The organism is Synechococcus sp. Cruz-7E5, from assembly GCF_024345995.1.
Taxonomy (GTDB): domain Bacteria; phylum Cyanobacteriota; class Cyanobacteriia; order PCC-6307; family Cyanobiaceae; genus Regnicoccus_A.
On the sequence record NZ_JAGQCE010000001.1, the window covers coordinates 184459 to 202019 of the forward strand.

At 67.0% G+C, this 17561-nt stretch carries 19 protein-coding genes; 12 read left to right on the top strand and 7 right to left on the bottom strand.

What is annotated here, in order from left to right:
• Window positions 1–119 precede the first annotated feature (119 nt).
• Together KBY77_RS00900 and KBY77_RS00905 are read left to right on the top strand one after the other, a co-directional pair.
• Complete coding sequence (locus tag KBY77_RS00900; protein WP_255101734.1) at window positions 120–1475, top strand: histidine phosphatase family protein; 1356 nt, start codon at window positions 120–122, stop codon at window positions 1473–1475.
• The gene (locus KBY77_RS00905; RefSeq protein ID WP_255101735.1) at window positions 1475–2749 is read left to right on the top strand and encodes a dihydroorotase; all 1275 of its coding nucleotides are present in this window, start codon (window positions 1475–1477) and stop codon (window positions 2747–2749) included. Before KBY77_RS00900 ends, KBY77_RS00905 begins: the two co-directional genes overlap by 1 nt.
• On the opposite strand, the gene lepB is transcribed toward KBY77_RS00905, so the two are convergent.
• Window positions 2691–3368 carry a signal peptidase I gene (gene lepB / locus KBY77_RS00910; protein WP_255102048.1) on the bottom strand — a complete coding sequence of 226 codons (678 nt, stop codon included), beginning with the start codon at window positions 3366–3368 and terminating at the stop codon, window positions 2691–2693. The two genes, KBY77_RS00905 and lepB, sit on opposite strands and share 59 nt — an antisense overlap.
• Before the next feature lie 214 nt (window positions 3369–3582).
• On the opposite strand from lepB, the gene KBY77_RS00915 reads away from it, so the two are divergent.
• The gene (locus tag KBY77_RS00915) at window positions 3583–5124 is read left to right on the top strand and encodes a hypothetical protein (protein ID WP_255101736.1); all 1542 of its coding nucleotides are present in this window, start codon (window positions 3583–3585) and stop codon (window positions 5122–5124) included.
• On the opposite strand, the gene KBY77_RS00920 is transcribed toward KBY77_RS00915, so the two are convergent.
• Window positions 5048–5461 (bottom strand): Spx/MgsR family RNA polymerase-binding regulatory protein, encoded by a 414-nt coding sequence (locus KBY77_RS00920; RefSeq protein WP_255101737.1) that lies wholly within the window; start codon window positions 5459–5461, stop codon window positions 5048–5050. The two genes, KBY77_RS00915 and KBY77_RS00920, sit on opposite strands and share 77 nt — an antisense overlap.
• A complete protein-coding gene (locus KBY77_RS00925) occupies window positions 5458–5820 on the bottom strand; it encodes a 2Fe-2S iron-sulfur cluster-binding protein (RefSeq protein WP_255101738.1) in 363 nt (120 codons plus the stop codon). The genes KBY77_RS00920 and KBY77_RS00925 overlap by 4 nt, the downstream gene beginning before the upstream one ends.
• Window positions 5821–5949: 129 nt before the next feature.
• Between KBY77_RS00925 and KBY77_RS00930 the strand changes: the two genes are divergently transcribed.
• Window positions 5950–6633, top strand: coding sequence for a class I SAM-dependent methyltransferase (locus tag KBY77_RS00930; RefSeq protein ID WP_255101739.1), 684 nt, complete (start codon window positions 5950–5952; stop codon window positions 6631–6633).
• On the opposite strand, the gene KBY77_RS00935 is transcribed toward KBY77_RS00930, so the two are convergent.
• Window positions 6600–7145 carry an inorganic diphosphatase gene (locus KBY77_RS00935; RefSeq protein ID WP_255101740.1) on the bottom strand — a complete coding sequence of 182 codons (546 nt, stop codon included), beginning with the start codon at window positions 7143–7145 and terminating at the stop codon, window positions 6600–6602. The genes KBY77_RS00930 and KBY77_RS00935 overlap by 34 nt on opposite strands.
• 497 nt (window positions 7146–7642) lie before the next feature.
• Complete coding sequence (locus KBY77_RS00940) at window positions 7643–8119, bottom strand: hypothetical protein (RefSeq protein WP_255101741.1); 477 nt, start codon at window positions 8117–8119, stop codon at window positions 7643–7645.
• A gap of 208 nt (window positions 8120–8327) precedes the next feature.
• Here KBY77_RS00940 and KBY77_RS00945 point away from each other — a divergent pair, with 208 nt between their 5' ends.
• The 4 genes from KBY77_RS00945 (at window position 8328) to KBY77_RS00960 (ending at window position 13132) form a co-directional block, all read left to right on the top strand.
• A complete protein-coding gene (locus KBY77_RS00945; RefSeq protein WP_255101742.1) occupies window positions 8328–10157 on the top strand; it encodes a proline--tRNA ligase in 1830 nt (609 codons plus the stop codon).
• A gap of 28 nt (window positions 10158–10185) precedes the next feature.
• A complete protein-coding gene (gene psb27 / locus KBY77_RS00950; RefSeq protein ID WP_255101743.1) occupies window positions 10186–10680 on the top strand; it encodes a photosystem II protein Psb27 in 495 nt (164 codons plus the stop codon).
• A 137-nt stretch (window positions 10681–10817) separates the two neighbouring features.
• Window positions 10818–12131 carry an adenylosuccinate synthase gene (locus tag KBY77_RS00955; protein WP_255101744.1) on the top strand — a complete coding sequence of 438 codons (1314 nt, stop codon included), beginning with the start codon at window positions 10818–10820 and terminating at the stop codon, window positions 12129–12131.
• Entirely contained in the window at window positions 12128–13132 is a 1005-nt protein-coding gene (locus KBY77_RS00960) for an adenosine kinase (RefSeq protein WP_255101745.1), read from the top strand. The genes KBY77_RS00955 and KBY77_RS00960 overlap by 4 nt, the downstream gene beginning before the upstream one ends.
• Here the strand turns inward: KBY77_RS00960 and KBY77_RS00965 are convergent.
• Entirely contained in the window at window positions 13097–13984 is an 888-nt protein-coding gene (locus tag KBY77_RS00965; protein WP_255101746.1) for a precorrin-6A/cobalt-precorrin-6A reductase, read from the bottom strand. The genes KBY77_RS00960 and KBY77_RS00965 overlap by 36 nt on opposite strands.
• A gap of 48 nt (window positions 13985–14032) precedes the next feature.
• Here KBY77_RS00965 and KBY77_RS00970 point away from each other — a divergent pair, with 48 nt between their 5' ends.
• Window positions 14033–14587 (top strand): single-stranded DNA-binding protein, encoded by a 555-nt coding sequence (locus KBY77_RS00970; protein WP_255101747.1) that lies wholly within the window; start codon window positions 14033–14035, stop codon window positions 14585–14587.
• Window positions 14588–14611: 24 nt separating this feature from the next.
• On the opposite strand, the gene KBY77_RS00975 is transcribed toward KBY77_RS00970, so the two are convergent.
• Entirely contained in the window at window positions 14612–14845 is a 234-nt protein-coding gene (locus KBY77_RS00975; RefSeq protein WP_255101748.1) for a hypothetical protein, read from the bottom strand.
• A 61-nt stretch (window positions 14846–14906) separates the two neighbouring features.
• Between KBY77_RS00975 and KBY77_RS00980 the strand changes: the two genes are divergently transcribed.
• The 3 genes from KBY77_RS00980 to KBY77_RS00990 are packed head-to-tail and all read left to right on the top strand — an operon-like array spanning window position 14907 to window position 17553.
• Entirely contained in the window at window positions 14907–15473 is a 567-nt protein-coding gene (locus KBY77_RS00980) for a DUF2854 domain-containing protein (RefSeq protein ID WP_255101749.1), read from the top strand.
• Window positions 15474–15527: 54 nt separating this feature from the next.
• Complete coding sequence (argB, locus tag KBY77_RS00985) at window positions 15528–16445, top strand: acetylglutamate kinase (RefSeq protein WP_255101750.1); 918 nt, start codon at window positions 15528–15530, stop codon at window positions 16443–16445.
• On the top strand, window positions 16372–17553 hold the full coding sequence (locus KBY77_RS00990; protein WP_255101751.1) for a DUF3153 domain-containing protein: 1182 nt from the start codon (window positions 16372–16374) through the stop codon (window positions 17551–17553). The genes argB and KBY77_RS00990 overlap by 74 nt, the downstream gene beginning before the upstream one ends.
• Window positions 17554–17561 lie beyond the last annotated feature (8 nt).

The following is a 17561-nucleotide window of genomic DNA, read 5'->3' on the forward strand; positions in this document are numbered from 1 at the left end:
CAACTCCTCGCACTGGCCCGATTCTCCCTTGAGCCCGACAGGCAGCCGTAAGCGGAAGCGGCGATGAGCCGTGCAGGAATCCCTCCCATACGATGACGGCGCTTCCAGCTCCAGACCCCGTGCCCCTCCGGCTCCTGCTCGTCCGCCATGGACTCAGCAGCTTCAACACCGAGCACCGCATCCAGGGCCGGGATGATCTCTCCTCCCTCACCGACGAGGGCCAACGCCAGGCCCGTCTCACTGGCGCAGCGCTGGCGGACCTTCGCCTCGATGCCGTCTACAGCTCCCCCCTGAGCCGTGCCGCCAACACAGCCGCCCAGCTGCTCGAAGCCCATGGGGGTGGGCTCGGCGCCGAGCTTGACGACGACCTGCTGGAGGTGGACCTGGCCCCCTGGTGCGGCCTGCTTGGAAGTGAGGTGAAAGAGCGCTTTCCCGAGGCCTACCGCCTGTGGAGGGAGGCTCCCGATCAGCTGGAGCTGGAACGCTCCGATGGCAGCAGATTCCGGCCGATTCCAGAGCTGATGGACCAGGCCCGCCGCTGGGTGGATCGCCTTGAGCGTGAGCATCTCGATCAGGCTGATCAGGCGGGAGACGATCTGAACACGGTGCTGGTGGTGGCCCACAGCGCCATCCTGCGCTGCCTGGTGCTGCAGTTGCTCGGGCTCCCCGCCAGCCGCTTCCAGGGACTGCGTCTCGATAATGCCTCCCTCTCGGTGTTCAACCTGCAGCGTCAGGCAAGCGGCGTGCAGGTGCAGATCGAATCGCTCAATGTCACCGCTCACCTGGGCACCCGACTGCCGCCCAAGGGACCAGGAGCACGCCTGCTGCTGGTGCGCCACGGCGAAACCGACTGGAACCGCCAGGGTCGCTTCCAGGGTCAGATCGATATTCCCCTCAACAGCACTGGTCTGGCCCAGGCACGCTCCGCTGCCGACTTCCTCAGCGCCGTGCCGATCCAGAAGGCCTTCACCAGCTCGATGGCCAGGCCCCGCCAGACCGCCGAAGCCATCCTCACCGCCCATCCCGAAGTGACGCTCCACAGCCAGGAGGGCCTGGTGGAGATCGGTCACGGCCGATGGGAGGGGCGCCTGGAGCAGGAGATCTCTCAGGAATGGGGGGAGTTGCTGCAGCAGTGGAAAGATGCGCCCCACACCGTGCAGATGCCAGAAGGTGAGAATCTGCAGCAGGTCTGGGACCGCTCGCTGGCGTGCTGGAGGGCTCTGGCTGCTGGTTTGGAGGCGGGGGAGACCGCCCTGGTGGTGGCCCATGACGCCGTCAACAAAACGATCCTCTGTGCCCTGCTGGGACTGACCCCAGCCGACATCTGGATGGTCAAGCAGGGCAACGGCGGGGTGAGTGTGATCGACTGGCCGCCGCCGGACAGTGCTGGCGGAACCCTGCCGGTGGTGACCTGCTTGAACCTCACAACCCACCTCGGTGGCGTGATCGACCGCACCGCTGCCGGCGCCCTCTGATGACTGCCCACCTGCTGCAGGATGTCCAGCTGCTGCAGGGGCCCGACCAGCCTCTCCTGCGCAGCGATGTGCTGCTCGAGCAGGGGGTGATCACGGCGATTGGCGCCGGGTCCTGGGACGGGGCGGCACGCCTGGGGCTCACTCCCCTGCCAGCTGGCTCCTGGCTGTTGGCGCCTGCCTTGGTGGATCCCCACAGCTTTCTGGAGGAACCCGAAGACGGCCGCGCCGAAACCCTTGAAAGCCTGGTCCGCTCAGCTGCGGCAGCTGGCTACGGCACCGTGGCTCTGCTGCCGCGGGCGCGCAACTGGCGTGATCGCCCCGAATGCCTGCGCCTGGCGGTTGAGCCCCCGTTCGAACTGTGCCTATGGGGGGGGTTCAGCCTCGGTGGTCGCGGCGAAGACCTCTCTGCCCACGCCGATCTGCTGGCCGCCGGTGCCATCGGACTGGCGGAGGAAGGGGAGCTGCCGCCTCTGCCCCTGCTGGAACGCGGGCTCAGCATCGGCGAATGCTCTGATCGCCCTGTGCTGCTGGCACCGCGGAACGCCAGTCTTGATCACGGTGGTTTCGTGCGCGAGGGGGTGGAAGCCCTGCGGGCCGGCTGGCCCATGGATCCGCCCCTCAGTGAAACCATCCCCCTGCAGAACCTGCTGGCCCTTGGGGCCTCCCTGCCCCAGGTGAGCCTGCGCCTGGCGAATCTCTCCACCGCCGCTGGTGTGAAACTGCTGCGGGCGGCCGATCCGGCGCCGATGGCCACGGTCTGCTGGTGGCATCTGGTGGCCGACAGCGGCAGCCTTGATCCGGTGGCTGAAGGCTGGCGGCTGGTGCCCTCGCTGGGCACTCCCGAAGACCGCCGTGCCCTGGTGGCGGCGCTTGCTGATGGGGTGATCAGCGCGGTGGCCGTCCACCATCAACCGCTTGATCCAGAAGAGCAACTGCTGCCTCTGGATCAGCGCCGGCCTGGTCTGGCGGGTCACCGCTACGTACTGCCGCTGTTGTGGCACCAGTTGGTGCGGGAGCAGGGCTGGAGCCCCGAAGCGCTCTGGCGCGCCCTGTGCTGGGGACCGGCCCGGCTGCTCGATCTGGAGGAACCAGGGCTCCAGTGCGGTTCAAGGCGCTGGATCCTCTTCGACCCGGAGCTGGAGTGGACCCCCAGTGACGATGGCTATGCCTCCTATGCCTCCAAGGCGGCCAACCAGCCCCTGGGGGGAGAGCAGCTCAGGGGGCGGGTATTGGCGACTGGGCTGCTGCCCCAGCTTTGGCTGGGTCCCCGCTGAGGGGATCCGGATCCCCAAGAGGGCCTGTGCGATCCAGTGGCCAGAAGCGGTAGAAGGCCCTGCCGATGATCTCCTTGTGGGGGAGGAAGGGACCACCGGGCCAGAAGCGTCCATCCCAGCTGTTGGCGCGGTTGTCGCCGAGGGCCAGCACGGCTCCAGGTGGCACCACGGTGTCGAGGGTGCGGCAGGGGCCGGTGCCCTGGCTGTCGATCGGGCAGAAGTTCTGGACGTAGGTCTCGCGGATGGTCTGGCCGTTGATGGTCAGCTGCCCGCGGGGGTTGACCACCACCCGGTCACCGGGGATCGCCACCACCCGTTTGATGTAGGCATCGCATGCCGGTTCCTGCAGGCCGGGGATCGAGCCGATCAGGGGCAGATTCACCAGCAGGCAGCCCAGGGGGCTGGGGCGTCGATTGGCCTGGAGGGCGGGATCGAAGTGGAAGGGGGAGTGGAAAACCACAATTTCGCCCCGCTGGGGGGCACGGCTGCGAAACGAGATTTTCTCCACCAGAAGGCGGTCCTGGATCTGCAGGCCGGGCAGCATGGAGCCAGACGGGATGAAGCGGGCCTCCAACAGAAACTGTCGGATCCCCAGAGCCACCGCCAGGGTGAGCAGCACACTGCGCCAGAAGGCCCAGGCGCTTTCCGTGCCGTGGACCGACTGCTGGTCTGGCTGAGGCCCCTTTTGCGGCTCGGGTTCAGGTGTCCCCGAAGGCGTGGTCGGTGATGGGGAGTCCTCGGCGATCAATGCTCTCCTGCTGGAGCCGGTCACCTTAGGGCTCCGGAGCCGGGCAATCCCCCTCTCTACCCTTGGTCGATCGACGCTGTTCTCCATGGTGCGGCCGCGCTGGCATCTGAGGTCCTCGACAGGCAGCAACCGCCTCGGGCAGCACTGGGATCAGTTCGTGGCCCTCTGGGCTGCCTTGAATCTGCTCTGGGTCTGCTTCGACATCACCTACGTGCCCCTGCGCACGTTCTGGCTGCAGCGCAACCTCTATCCCCTGCCATCGGCGCCACTGGTGCTGCGTCTCGGATTCCTGCCCGACATCACGCCCTTCTACGACCCGGTGAAGGGGATCGAACCCCACCGGGAGACCCAGGCCTATCTGAACGCCTTCGATCAGATGGACCGCGCCCTGCTGGCGGGTTTCCCAGCCAGCGACCTGCGCCGGCGACAGGTTGCGCTCACCGATCAGATGATCGATGACAACCCCTTCCTGTCTTCGGGTGGCTCCGGCACGCTGGAGAAGATCAAGAACCGCCTGCGCGAGCGCGCCGACCAGGACTCAGCCAAGCAATCGGCTGAGCTGCTGCTTGGAGACGACTGGCTGCGGCGCCAGCCCTGGATCGAGGAGCGACTCTTCTGGCAGCAGCAGGTGCTGCCGCTGGTGGCCACCAACTACTGGCGCTCGATCGATGAGAACGGACGTCCAACCGACCAGTTCTGGCGGATTGATCTGGTCATTTTCCAGAGCGTCTTCCTGGCGGACATCCTGCTGAGGGCAGCACGGCTGCGCCGCCGCCTGCCTGGCCTGAGCTGGGGGGATGCCCTGCTGCGGCGCTGGACCGATCTGCCCCTGCTGCTGCCGTTCTGGCGCTGGCTGCGCCTCATACCGGTGGTGGAAAGGCTTCAGACCAGTGGCCTGGTGAACATGGAGCCCCTGCGAGCCGTGATCAGCCGGGCGGTGGTGGCCCTCCTTGCCGTGGAACTGTTCGAGGTGCTGGCCCTGCAGCTCATGGACGGGGCCCAGGGGTTGATCCGCTCCCCTCAGTGGCCCCAGCGGATCCGCCGCCTGCGCAGCCATCAGAGCGTCTCGATCAATGACGAACGCGAGCTGGTCGAACTGTTGCGCATCTGGGGGCCCCTGCTGCTCAGCGAAGTGGGTCCTCGGCTGGCACCACAGTTCCAGGCCGTGCTGGCCCATGCCCTGCAGCAGACGCTTCAGACAATGGTGGTGCCACCGGGGCTGCGCCAGCTGCAACTGCTGATGCAGGTGGAGAAGCAACTGACCCAGCAGCTCGCCTCCGGCATGGTGGACAGCGTGATGGAGCTCTCACGGGGAGCCGGCGCAAGGATGCAGCGGCGCGACAACCGCCAGATCGATCTCCTGCGCGACTGTGTCGATCGCTTCTGGGACGAGCTGGCCGAAGCCCTCGAGAGTGGTCCGGTGCTGGAGCGCAGCCAGCAGCTGGTCTGTGCCCTGCTGGAGGAACTCAAGCTCACCTACCTGGCCCAGATCAACCGCACGGGCATCGATGCTCTGATCCGTGAGCTGGATCAGCTCACGGTGCCGCCGGCTACGGCAGCTGAGAACCAGCCGATGGGAGCAGAGGCTTCAGGGCCTGCTTCCACACCTCGGGATCAAAGCCCGTGAGCACCGCAACGCCTTCCGCCAGCAGTAGGGGTCGGCGGATCAACCTGCCGTCGGCGGCCAGGGCCGTGATGGCTTCGGAGGGAGACATCGCCTTGACATGGGCGGCGCCGAGGGCTCGGTAGCTGGCACCGCTGGTGTTGAACAGCCGGCGGGGATCAGGCAGGCCGGCCCAGACTTTCTCAAGCTGCTCCCGGGTTGGGGGAGAGAGGGTGATGTCCACCAGATCCACCTCAAGGCCCTCCTGTGCGAGCCATTTCAGGGCCCGGCGGCAGGTGGAGCACTTCGGGTAGCTGTACAGCCTTGGACGGCCTCCGCTGAAGGAAGCGTCCAGGCTCACTTCAGGCCGACAAGCGATTTCAGGGCGCCCACCAGGCTGTTGGAACCCTTGCCCACAGCGGCGTCCGGCCGGGTTCGGATGGTCACGTCGCCGTTGACGCTGGTGCGGCAGCTGAGGCGATAGTTGGCGGGGCGATCAGACAGGTAGACCTGCTCGACATCGCTGCGGGGCGAAAGGTTCTGGGCGCCCTCAAGGACTTCGACGACGCAGGTGCCGCACTGGCCAAGGCCACCGCAGTTGTTGAGGTTGTTCAGGCCCTTGTAGGGGTTGATGCCGGCATCAAGTGCCGCCTGGCGCAGGTTGGCCCCCTCGATGCAACCAACCTTCTGGTCTTCATTATCGAAGCGGATGGTGGGCACTGGTCGCAGCGGCTACTGGCGCGAACCAACTTACCGTCTGGCGGGTCTTGGACGACCAGCCTTGCAATGGATGTTGGCCCGGGCGCTGCGGCGTCGCTGCCTACGATCCAGCGGAGCGCGCACAGGTCCATGGCTGCAGCGAACAGCGGTGAACTCTCCGGGTACGACCTGGTGGTGCAGGGCCTGATCCCTGGTTACGCAAGCCTCGCCCGGCTCGGGGTGGCCCTGCTGGCGGCCTCCCCCCTGGCCGGCCAGCCAGGAGCTGAGGTGCTGGTGGCCGGTTGCGGCACCGGCGCCGAGCTGGTGGAGGCCATTGCCCAGCGCCCTGACTGGCGCCTGAGCGCGATCGATCCCTCCCAGGCGATGCTCAGCGCCGCCCAGCAGCGGCTTGGCACAGCGGCGGCAGGCCTCAACTGGCGGCAGAGCACCGTGGAAGACCTGGATCTGGAGGCCGGCTTCGATGGGGCGCTCTCGGTGCTGGTGCTGCAGGCCCTCCCCGATGACGGCAGCAAGCTGGCGTTTCTTTCAGCCCTGGCCCGCTGCCTCAGGCCTGGGGGCCAGCTGGTGCTGGTGGATCTGATGCGCCCCGCCCTTCCACTGCTGGAGGACCAGATGGCTGAGGCCTGGCTCGGTTTCCAGCGGGCCTCCCGGCTGGAGGCACCCCTTGAACTGCTCGAACCTCTCACGCACGGAGCCCATCCTGTGGGAGTGGCAAGGCTCACGGCCCTCGTGAACGCCGCTGGCTTCGGAGATCCGGCACGGGTGTTCCAGGCCCTCGATTACGAAGGCTTCCTGCTGCAGCGCTCCTCCTGATCGGCGCGGGCTGCCTGGATGCAGCGCTCCACCAGGGCAGGCACGGCAGGGGCGTCCTGCCAGCCGATGATCTCGACCGACCGCCCCTCCAGATTTTTGTAGGTGCGAAAAAACTCGGCCACGTCTTCGAGTTGATTGGCAGCGATCTGACGGATGCTGCGCAGGCCGCTCTGTCGGCAGTCGGCCTCGGGCACGCACAACAGCTTGCCGTCATGGGCGCCGCAGTCGATCATGTCGAGGTAGCCGATCGGGCGAGCAGTGATCAGGCAGCCGGCGAAGGTGGGCTCTTCCATGATCACCATTGCGTCGAGGGGAGCGCCGTCCTCGGCAAGGGTGTTGGGAACGAAGCCGTAGTCGAAGGGATAGCGGACCGAGGAATGCAGCACCCGATCGAGAGCCATCAGGCCGGCCGCACTGTTGTACTCGTATTTGTTACGGCTACCGGCGGGAATCTCCACCACCAGATTCACCAAGCCCAGGGATGGCGAGGGGGACAGGCTGCTGATGTCCACGGCTGATGGGTATGGAAAAGCGGGGATCAGTCCGGAAAGAGCCGCGCTCCAGCAGAACGGCAGCCACGGGAACGATCAGAGCAAGCAGGGCAATGATGGCCCCCAGCAGCGGTGATCCGGGATCCAGGAGTCCGTCTGGGCTGTAGGAATCATCTTTGGAACCTCCGCTGGCTGCGCTTGAACCCAGCCCTGACTCGGCAGGGGGAGGCGGGAGCAGGCTGGCCAGAGCGGCCGGTGCAGTGACTGAGGAGGTGACTGTGGAGTTGGAAATTGCGGTGGCCGTGGCCGGGCCGGTTCGTGGAGGTTCGGAATCCATGGATAGGGATGAGGGACCAGCTTCAGGGAGAAGTGTTGGAGCGGCACTCAGGCCGTTCAGAGCACTGGTCCTGGAAGCAGCAGCGGCCTGGCTGAAGGGAAGAACCACCCAACAGAAAGCCCGTTACCGGCTTCAATATGACACCTTCTGCATCCTTCTGCCCAAGCCGCTGACGAATCGCTCAGGCAGCGGGGCGTGACTGCTCCAACTGATCCCTCTTGGTGCTGAGAACCGCCGGTGCCTGATCCAGTCCCTGAAGGCTGAGCCGAATGGCCTGAAGTTCCTGAAGGATTGAGCTCAGCAGCTGTTGGGTAGCCGTGGATGGTGAATTGAGCACCTCGACGGTCACCTCCTTGATTCGCAGCACATCGCGGGCGAAACGGGCCACCTCATTGGGGTGAAACAGCAGTGCCTCCTTCTGATCAGTGCGGTATTCCGGGTTGAGCTTACGCGAGTTGAAGGCTGGGTTGAGGTTGCGGGGATCGGTGTTGGTGTAGCGGTAAACCGAAGCCCTTGAACGATTGAGGGCCTTCTGCACCTCGTCGATGCCGATCAGGCCTTCAGCCGATTCGGTGCTGGGATCGGGAAGGCCGGCAGGCCAGGACGGTGGCACGGTCGGTGGAAGCTCTCCGCTGGAGCCGGCCGTTGGTGCAACCATAAGACTTATCTTGGACGGCTGGGAATTCATGCCGACGCTAGCAGAGGAAGTCTGGGCAGCCAGATCGCTGCAGCGACCCGCCCGGTGGCGTGATTAAACCGGCCCAGGCCCCGGTCGGCAAGACCAGCCCCGGTTCCCGTCCGCCCTGAAAAACCCATGGCCTGTGCGGTGATAGGTTCCCGGGCTGCTCAAGCTGTGTCTTCCTTCCATGCGCGTCTCCCGCCTGATGCTGGTGACGCTGCGGGATGACCCGGCGGAAGCCGAGATCCCGTCCCACAAACTGCTGCTCCGTGGCGGCTATATGCGCCGGGTGGCCTCGGGTGTATACGCCTATCTGCCCCTGCTCTGGCGGGTACTGACCAAGATCTCGGCGATCGTGCGCCAGGAGATGGACGCTACCGGCGCCCTGGAAACCCTCCTCCCCGCCCTGCAGCCCGCCAGCCTCTGGGAACGCAGCGGCCGCTGGCAGGGCTATACCGCCGGGGAAGGGATCATGTTTCACCTGGTCGACCGCCAGGACCGCTCCATGGGGCTCGGTCCGACCCATGAAGAAGTGATCACGGCCCTGGCCGCCGACCTGCTCCGCTCCTATCGGCAACTGCCGGTAAGCCTTTACCAGATCCAGACCAAATTCAGGGATGAGATCCGGCCCCGCTTCGGCCTGATGCGCGGTCGCGAATTCATCATGAAGGATGCCTATTCCTTCCATGCCGACGAGGCCGATCTCAGGCTCACCTATCAGCGCATGGACGAGGCCTACCGCCGCATCTTCAGCCGCTGTGGCCTGCGCACCGTGGCAGTGGAGGCCGACAGCGGCGCCATCGGAGGCTCTGCCAGTCAGGAGTTCATGGTCACCGCCGATGCCGGAGAGGATCTGATCCTCAGCAGTGCGGATGGACGTTATGCCGCCAATCAGGAGCGGGCCTGCTCGTTGCCGGAGCCGGCGGTACCCATGGTCAGCGCCGGCTCCGGCGCGGTGGAACTCCACACCCCAGGGCAGCACAGCATCGAGGCCCTCTGCGCTGCCCATGGCTTCGAGCCCAGCCAGACGGTGAAGGTGCTGCTCCTGCTGGCCCGCTGCGCCGAAGCCAAACCACAGCCCGTTCTGGTGAGCCTGCGCGGCGATCAGCAGCTCAACCCCACCAAGCTGGCCAACGCCGTCAGCGCGTCGCTGGGGGAAGGGGCCGGGGCCCTTTTGGATCTGGAGCCGATCACGCCGGATCAGATCCGCTCCGAGGGGCTGCCTGACTGGCCTCTGGGCTGCCTGGGTCCGCATCTTGGCGATGAACTGCTGGCGGGAGCGCGCAGATGGCAAACCTCGTTTCTGCGCCTGGCGGATGGCACCGCAGCGGAGCTCGAAGCCTTCGTCTGCGGGGCCAACCGCCCGGACACACACCTGGTGGGAGCCCGCTGGTCGGAGCTGGCGGGCGGGCGGCCGAGCGTGGCCGACCTGCGCTCAGCCCAGCCGGGGGAGCGTTGCCTGCAGGACCCCAGCCAGCGGCTTGTGGCCAGCCGCGGCATCGAGGTGGGTCACATCTTCCAGCTCGGGCGCAAGTATTCCCAGGCCCTGGAGGCCAACTTCACCAATGAACAGGGTCTGGATGAGCCGTTGTGGATGGGCTGCTACGGCATCGGGGTGTCCCGGCTGGCCCAGGCGGCCGTTGAGCAGCACCACGATCACCTGGGCATTCGCTGGCCCGTGCCGATCGCTCCCTTCGAGGTGATCGTGGTGGTGGCCAGCGCCCAGGACCCCGTTCAGGTGGCTCTCGGGGAACAGCTTCACGACGAGCTCGAGCGGGCTGGACTTGAGGTGCTGCTCGATGACCGCGGCGAGCGGGCCGGGGTGAAGTTCAAGGATGCCGATCTGATCGGAATCCCCTGGCGGGTGGTAGTGGGGCGCGGTGCCGCCTCTGGCCAGGTGGAGCTGGTGGAGCGCGCAAGCGGAGCCAAGCGAGACGTGGCCGCCCAGGAGGTGGTGACACTGCTGCAGGAGCACATCGGCGCCGCACGCCTGGGACTGGCGACGGGGAGCTCGTAAGATCGGCCATCGACACGCAGAGACGCTGATGACTGTTGTCTGGAGGTCCTTCTTCCGTTCGACTGGGCCAGCCCTCAGCGCAGCTCTCCAGGCCTGCTGGGACAGGCTGTTCTCTCCGAGCTGGTGGAGCCGCACGCTGTCTCCCCTGCTGGCGATCGCGCTCGGGCTCAGCCTCACGCTCACCAGCTGCGGCAGTGCCAGCAACAGCCTCAGCGGTTCCTACGTCGAGGACACCATGACGGTGGCTGAATCCTTGCTGGGAACCATTGCCCTCAGCCAGGATGACCCGGCCCGCTCCGAAGCCGAAAGCGAAGCCCGCGTCCTGATCAACGACTACATGGCCCTTTACAGGCCGAAGGCCCGGGTGAACGGACTGCCCTCCTTCACCACCATGCAGACCGCCTTGAACTCCCTGGCCGGGCACTACACCAATTACGCCAACCGTCCCCTGCCTGACGCGCTCAAGAGCCGCCTGGAAAAAGAATTGAAAAAAGCCGAAACCACCGTTGTCCGGGGCACCTGATTTCCCTCAGGGTCGAGGGCCAGAAACTCTCCAGCGCCCAGCCAGCTTGCCTTCAGGCCCCAGGGCTTTGACGAAAGGGCTGGTCATCTGAGACTCTTGACCCTTGTGCTTAGAAGCGGCTACGGGCCGCTGTGTCCTTGGCCAATGTTGTCGTCATCGGTGCACAGTGGGGCGACGAGGGGAAAGGCAAGATCACCGATCTGCTGAGCCGATCCGCCGATGTGGTGGTTCGTTATCAGGGTGGAGTGAATGCCGGCCACACGATCGTGGTCGACGACAAGGTGCTGAAACTTCACCTCATTCCCTCCGGAATTCTCTACCCCGACACCATCTGTCTGATCGGTTCGGGCACGGTGGTCGACCCGCGCATCATGCTCGAAGAACTCGACATGCTCGGGGACTACGGCATCGACATTTCCGGACTGAAGCTGGCATCCACGGCTCACGTCACGATGCCCTACCACCGCCTGATCGATCTGGCGATGGAAGAGCGCCGCGGTGATCGGCGCATCGGCACCACCGGCCGGGGCATTGGTCCCACCTACGCCGACAAGTCAGACCGGAACGGCATCCGGGTGATCGACCTGCTGGATCCCGTGCGCCTGCGCGAGCGCCTGATGGGGCCACTGGCCGAAAAGAATCTGATCCTGGAGCGGATCTACGGCCTTGAGCCGCTTGATCCCGAGGTGGTGCTGACGGAATACCTCGCCTATGGCGAGCGTCTTGCCCCGCATGTGGTCGATTGCACCCGCACGATCCACCAGGCGGCCCGGGCCCGGCAGAACATCCTCTTCGAGGGCGCCCAGGGAACCCTGCTTGATCTCGACCACGGCACCTACCCCTACGTCACCTCATCGAATCCCGTCTCCGGCGGCGCCTGCATCGGCGCCGGCGTGGGCCCCACCCTGATCGACCGAGTCATCGGGGTGGCAAAGGCCTACACCACCCGGGTGGGAGAGGGTCCCTTCCCCACGGAACTGCAGGGCAGCATCAACGACCACCTCTGCGACCGGGGCGGGGAGTACGGCACCACCACGGGGCGCCGTCGCCGCTGCGGCTGGTTCGATGGGGTGATCGGTCGCTACGCCGTGGAGGTGAACGGACTGGATTGCCTGGCCATCACCAAGCTCGATGTGCTCGATGAACTCGATGAGATCCAGGTCGGCGTGGCCTATGAGCTCGATGGCGAACGCATCGATCACTTCCCCAGCAGCGCCGAGACCTTTGCCCGCTGCCGTCCGATCTTTCAGACCCTGCCTGGCTGGCAGTGCTCCACCGCCGAGTGCCGCGCCCTCGAGGATCTGCCCGCCGCCGCCATGGCCTACCTCCGGTTTCTGGCTGAGCTGATGGAAGTGCCGATCGCGATCGTCTCCCTCGGCGCCCAGCGTGATCAGACCATCGTCGTGGAGGATCCGATCCACGGACCCAAGCGCGCCCTGCTGAACGTATGACGATCCACGCCGACGGCCGATCCCTCGATGTGGTGGGCATCGGCAACGCGATCGTCGACGTGCTGGTCAGCTCCGACGACGCCTTCCTCGAGGAGCATGGACTGAACAAGGGCGGCATGGCCCTGGTGGATGCCGAGCAGGCCCAGAAGCTCTACGAAGCGGCCGGCCCTGGACTGGAAACTTCCGGAGGTTCGGCCGCCAACACCCTGGCGGGCCTGGCCCAGCTCGGCGCCCGGGCCGGGTTCATCGGCCGGGTGCGTGACGACCAGCTGGGGGCGATCTTCAGCCACGACATCCGCTCGGTGGGGGCTCGCTTCGAGACCCCGGCCGCCAGCACGGGTGCAGCCACCGCCCGTTGCCTGATCCTGGTCACCCCCGATGCCCAGCGCACGATGTGCACCTATCTGGGCGCCTCGGTGGACCTTGAACCAGCCGACCTGGACCTGGACCTGGTGCGCCAGGCAGGGATGCTTTACCTGGAGGGATACCTCTGGGATGGGGAGTCCGCCAAGCGGGCCTTCCTCGCCGCCGCTGATGTGATGCGTGCCGCCGGTGGCCAGGTGGCCCTCTCCCTCTCCGATGCCTTCTGCGTCGAGCGCCACCGGCAGAGCTTCCAGGAGCTGGTCGATGGCCACGTTGACGTGCTCTTCGCCAACGAAGCTGAGATCACCGCGCTGTACCAGTGCGATGGTTTCGAGGCGGCGATGGAGCAGGTTCGCGGTCGCTGCTCCATCGCCGTGCTCACGCGCGGTGCCCTGGGATCGGTGGTTCTCGGGAACGGGCAGGTGCATCGGATCGATCCCTGGGTGCTCGGCCCCCTGGTCGACACCACCGGAGCCGGTGATCTCTATGCATCCGGTTTCCTCTACGGACTCACCCGCGGGGAGACTCTGGAGCGCTGCGGCCAGCTGGGATCTCTCTGTGCCGGCCAGGTGATCACCCAGCTGGGGCCACGCCCGCGGGCCTCACTGCCCCAGTTGGTGGCCGAGCACCTGGGCTGATTCCGCTCCAGTGGGCTCTGGCCGTCCTACTTGTGCCAGCAACTCCTCCAGAGGCCACAGACCCGACTCAGGCAGCGGTTCGGCCGGTCGCCTGAGCAGCAGCAGCGTCAGCCCCAGCTCGGCGCAGAGCTGCTGCCAGAGCTGTTCAGTCGGGCCGCCCGACTGGCGGCAGAGCACCGCCGAGATGCCCCAGTGCTCCAGCAGAGCCCGCTCGATCGAACCGGCCGTGGACGCTGGTGGCCCCGTGCCGGGACGGTGGCAGGCAAGGGCACCCTCACCCAGTCCCGCCGCCAGGGCCTGCCGCAGGCTTGTCGGGTTGGGCAGGATGCGGGCGAAGCAGGCACTGGTCGTGGCCAGCGCCACGGCCCTCGCCAGATGGCGGGCGCCGATGGCCAGCAGCAATCGCTCGTCTGCCAGATCGATTCCGGCCAGATCCTCCAGCTGATCGAGCAGGATCAGCCTGGTCCCAGGCCGCTGGCGGACCGGCGGGCGCCGGAGGCGAAGCAGGGGTTGACCGCCGCGGGAGCAGACCGCCGCCAGATCGGCGCTGATCAGGGCGGCGAAGGGGTGGCTGGCATCAATCACCCAACGGAAAGGGGCAAGGGGAGCATCAAGCAGTTCGGCTTCGATCGCCCCGGGGCCGGCCAGTGCTCCCAGGCGACTCTGCAGCCGGGGGTGGGAGGGATAGGCCCGCAGAGCGTCCTCGCTCACAAGAGATATCTGCACACTCCAACCGGCGGCCAGCAGCCGGCTGACGATCAGCGGCCCTTCTCCGGTGCCGCCCAGCAGCCAGATCGATGGCCGCCGTCCTGGTGCAGCAGCGGCGTCCGCCGCCTCAGATCCGGCGATCAAGGGATGGCTCCGTGCATCAGGATGGGGCCCACTGTCGTCGAGGGGGTCGTGAACCACTGTTTGCTGGAGGTGGTGGTGCTCGAGGCACCCCAGGTGCGCTACACCCAGGACAACCAGACACCGGTGGCGGAGATGGCCGTCGAGCTCGACGGTCTCCGCCCAGATGATCCCCCGGGGCAACTGAAGGTGGTGGGCTGGGGCAATCTCGCCCAGGATCTTCAGAACCGGGTGCAGGTGGGACAGCGGCTGATGATCGAGGGCCGGCTGCGCATGAGCACCGTCTCCCGCGCCGATGGCACCAAGGAAAAGCGCGCCGAATTCACCCTCGCCCGCCTTCACCCCCTCACGGCCCAGGGTTCCGCTGCGGCTCCATCGTCGGCGCCTTCCATGGCTGCAGCGATGGCTCAGGGGGGTACGGCTCAAGCGACTGGATCCCAGGCCGCAGGCGCGCCGGTGCGCACGATTCCACGGCCAGCGCCTGCGGCGCCCCGGCCCGTCACTGCGGCACCGCGCCCTGCTGCCGCGGAGCCACCGCCTCCCACCTGGAACACCTCGCCGCTGGTGCCTGATCTGGCCGACGACGACGACGAAATCCCCTTCTGAGCAGATCCCCTTCCGAGGACTGGATCATCCCGGTTCGAGCCGCTGGCGAGCCTGGTCGAGCAGCTGACCGAGCTCCCGCTCCAGCGCAGCGAGATCCAGCCTCAGATCGGGCCAGCGGCCGCCATCGATCTGCTGCAGCAGCCAGAGGCGATCTTCGGCGAGCTGGTCCAGCAGCGTCAGGGTGCTGGGGTCGTTGAACGGGATCTCGGGGGTGGACGAAGGCGAAGCGGGATCGGCAGCGGGGCTGGGGTGATCCATGGCCGGAGGAACTCCTGGGCAACGATCGCCATCCTGGACCGCGCTGCAGGAAGATGGCGCCATGGAAGCACTCACATCGCCCGGCAGCCTGCTGACCATCCTCGGGGCGGCGCTCACCGTTATCGGCTCGATCGCCTACGTCACCGACAGCCCCAACATCAGCCTGGCGGGAGTGTTCTACGGCGTTCCGGTGCTGCTGGGAGGCCTGGCCCTGAAGTCGTCGGAGCTGCCTCCAGCTCAGCGGCTCACGCCGGCAGCGGAGCTGCGGCAGCTGCGCGAGCAACCCGAGAGCGAGCCCCTGCGCAAGCTTCTCAAAGACGTGACCCGCTGGCGTTATGGCCAGAAGGCCCACCTCGAGAGCTCCCTCGAAGCCCTCAAGCTCTGGAACGACGACGCCCCGCCGGAGCTGCTGAGCGTGGCCGAGCGCGAGGTGGAGGGCGGCTATGGCCTGGTGCTCCACTTCCGCTGCCATGGAGTTCCGCCGGAACGATGGCAGGCCAAGCAGGAGCGGCTGGGTCGCTTCTTCGGGCCTGGACTGCGCGCTGAGCTGCGCCTGATCTCAGCCACCGAGCTGGAACTGAGCCTGCTGCCCGGCGCTGATCTCGTCGAGTCCGCTCCAGCGGCCTGAGCCCCGGCCCCGGCGCTCTGCCGGTCCCCACGCCCACCCACTTACCTTCCCCTCTTGAGCCAGGACCCCGTCATCAGCGCTGAGGACACCCTGAGGGTGTCCGTGCTCAGTGAGGCGCTTCCTTATATCCAGCGCTTCGCCGGACGCCGCGTGGTGGTGAAGTACGGCGGAGCGGCGATGGTGCGTGAAGATCTGCGCGAGGCAGTCTTCCGCGACCTGGCTCTGCTGGCCTGCGTGGGGGTGCAGCCGGTGGTGGTACACGGCGGCGGACCGGAGATCAACCAGTGGCTGAAGAAGCTGGAAATCCCCGCCCAATTCCGTGATGGGCTGCGGGTCACCGACCTCGACACCATGGATGTGGTGGAAATGGTGCTTGTGGGTCGGGTCAACAAGCAGATCGTCAACGGTCTCAACCGGGTTGGCGGCCGTGCCGTGGGGCTCTCCGGCAGCGATGGGGCCCTGGTGGAGGCCCGCACCTGGGGGGAGGGTTCCCACGGACTGGTGGGAGAGGTGGCGGCGGTCAACCCCGATGTGCTCGCACCTCTGCTGCAGAGCGGCTACATCCCGGTGATCTCGAGTGTGGCTGCCGATCCCAGTGGCCAGGCTCACAACATCAATGCCGACACGGTGGCCGGGGAGCTTGCCGCTGCCCTTCAGGCCGAGAAGCTGATCCTGCTCACCGACACCCCGGGCATCCTGCAGGACCGGGAGGATCCCTCCAGCCTCTTGCGCCAGATCACCTTGCCCGAGGCCCGGGAGCTGATCCGCACCGGCGTCGTCAACGCGGGGATGACACCCAAGACTGAATGCTGCATCCGGGCCCTGGCCCAGGGGGTCGGCGCGGCCCACATCATCGATGGCCGAGTCCCCCATGCCCTGCTGCTGGAGGTGTTCACCGATGCCGGCGTCGGCACGATGGTGGTCGGCAGCAGCCGCGCCGCCGCCCGAGCGAGTGCCCAGCGGCGTGGCTGAGGATCCACTGGCCCCGGCTCGCGCCGCGCTCGAATGCGGTGAGTACGGCCGCTGCCTGCGCTTGCTGGAGCCGATCGTGGCGGCCCATGCCATCACGGTGCCCCTGGGCGGACGGGCCCGGATGCTGATGGCCACGGCGCTGATCGGCCAGGGGGAGTCTGAGCGGGCGGCCAGCTGTGTGCGCGGCCTCCAGGCCTGCGTTGATCCCGACCTGCGCCGGCAGGCCCGGGACCTCAGCTTGATTCTCGAGGCCCCCAGCCTCAAGCGGCCGGAGAACTGGTCCATCACCTTGCCGCCGATCGGCGGGGTGGAGTCGCTGCAGCAACGGGTGATGCCCCTGGCCCAGGCCCGCCCAGGCCGCGCCAGAGCGGAGTCAGCGCCACCGCCACCGGTGGGTCCAACCCGGGCTCCCCTGGGCTTTGCGATCGTCGTGCTGGCTGTGCTGCTGCTGCTCACGGGGCTGCTGGGGGGCTGCCTGCGCGTCGACACCGAGCTCAGCCTGCCGGCACCGGGTCGGCTCGAGCTCAGTCAGAGCCTCAGCAGCGTCAGCGGCAGTTGGATGCCCTGGCAGAGGCAGTTCGCCAGCACCCTCTCAGCCGACCCTGATCTCAGTCGCTTCAAGTTGTCCCTGGATCCGGATCGGGGCCGCCTCAGCCTCAGCAGCGGCGTGGTGTCGGCGGCGGAAGCCTCCGGCCTGTTGCAACGCCTGGCTCTCGATGCCGGCGCGCTCACGGGGCAGGCACTGCCTGCCCCGGTGCTGAGCCTGCAGGAGCGCAACTGGCTGCTCGGTGTTAGTCAGCAGCTCGGCTTCGAGCTCGACCTGCGCCAGGTTCAGCCCCTGCCGGGCCTGAGCTTCACCCTGAGGCTCCGCTCCCTGGGCGTCGGGACGGTGCGAATGGCCCAGCCGCTGGCCGTGGAGCCCCGGCCCGAAGGGCTGAACTGGCCCCTGCAGCTGGGGGCCATCAACCGGCTGGAGCTGAGCGCCTGGCGCTGGAGCCGCCTCGGCCTGGGCAGCCTGCTGATCGCCCTGTTGCTGGTGCTCAGCCTGGTGCTGCAGCGGTTGCGGCGGCAGGCTGGATTCGGCTGGCCTGAATTGCCCTCCCCGTAGGGATCCCC

Excerpts from the sequence above, each read along its gene's own strand:
- KBY77_RS00975 (WP_255101748.1), bottom strand. The coding sequence starts at position 14,845 with ATGGATCACCCCAGCCCCGCTGCCGATCCCGCTTCGCCTTCGTCCACC.
- KBY77_RS00990 (WP_255101751.1), top strand. The coding sequence starts at position 16,372 with ATGCCGGCGTCGGCACGATGGTGGTCGGCAGCAGCCGCGCCGCCGCCC.
- KBY77_RS00915 (WP_255101736.1), top strand. The coding sequence starts at position 3,583 with ATGGTGCGGCCGCGCTGGCATCTGAGGTCCTCGACAGGCAGCAACCGC.
- KBY77_RS00940 (WP_255101741.1), bottom strand. The coding sequence starts at position 8,119 with ATGGTTGCACCAACGGCCGGCTCCAGCGGAGAGCTTCCACCGACCGTG.
- KBY77_RS00945 (WP_255101742.1), top strand. The coding sequence starts at position 8,328 with ATGCGCGTCTCCCGCCTGATGCTGGTGACGCTGCGGGATGACCCGGCG.
- psb27 (WP_255101743.1), top strand. The coding sequence starts at position 10,186 with ATGACTGTTGTCTGGAGGTCCTTCTTCCGTTCGACTGGGCCAGCCCTC.
- KBY77_RS00980 (WP_255101749.1), top strand. The coding sequence starts at position 14,907 with ATGGAAGCACTCACATCGCCCGGCAGCCTGCTGACCATCCTCGGGGCG.
- KBY77_RS00960 (WP_255101745.1), top strand. The coding sequence starts at position 12,128 with ATGACGATCCACGCCGACGGCCGATCCCTCGATGTGGTGGGCATCGGC.
- KBY77_RS00930 (WP_255101739.1), top strand. The coding sequence starts at position 5,950 with ATGGCTGCAGCGAACAGCGGTGAACTCTCCGGGTACGACCTGGTGGTG.
- KBY77_RS00905 (WP_255101735.1), top strand. The coding sequence starts at position 1,475 with ATGACTGCCCACCTGCTGCAGGATGTCCAGCTGCTGCAGGGGCCCGAC.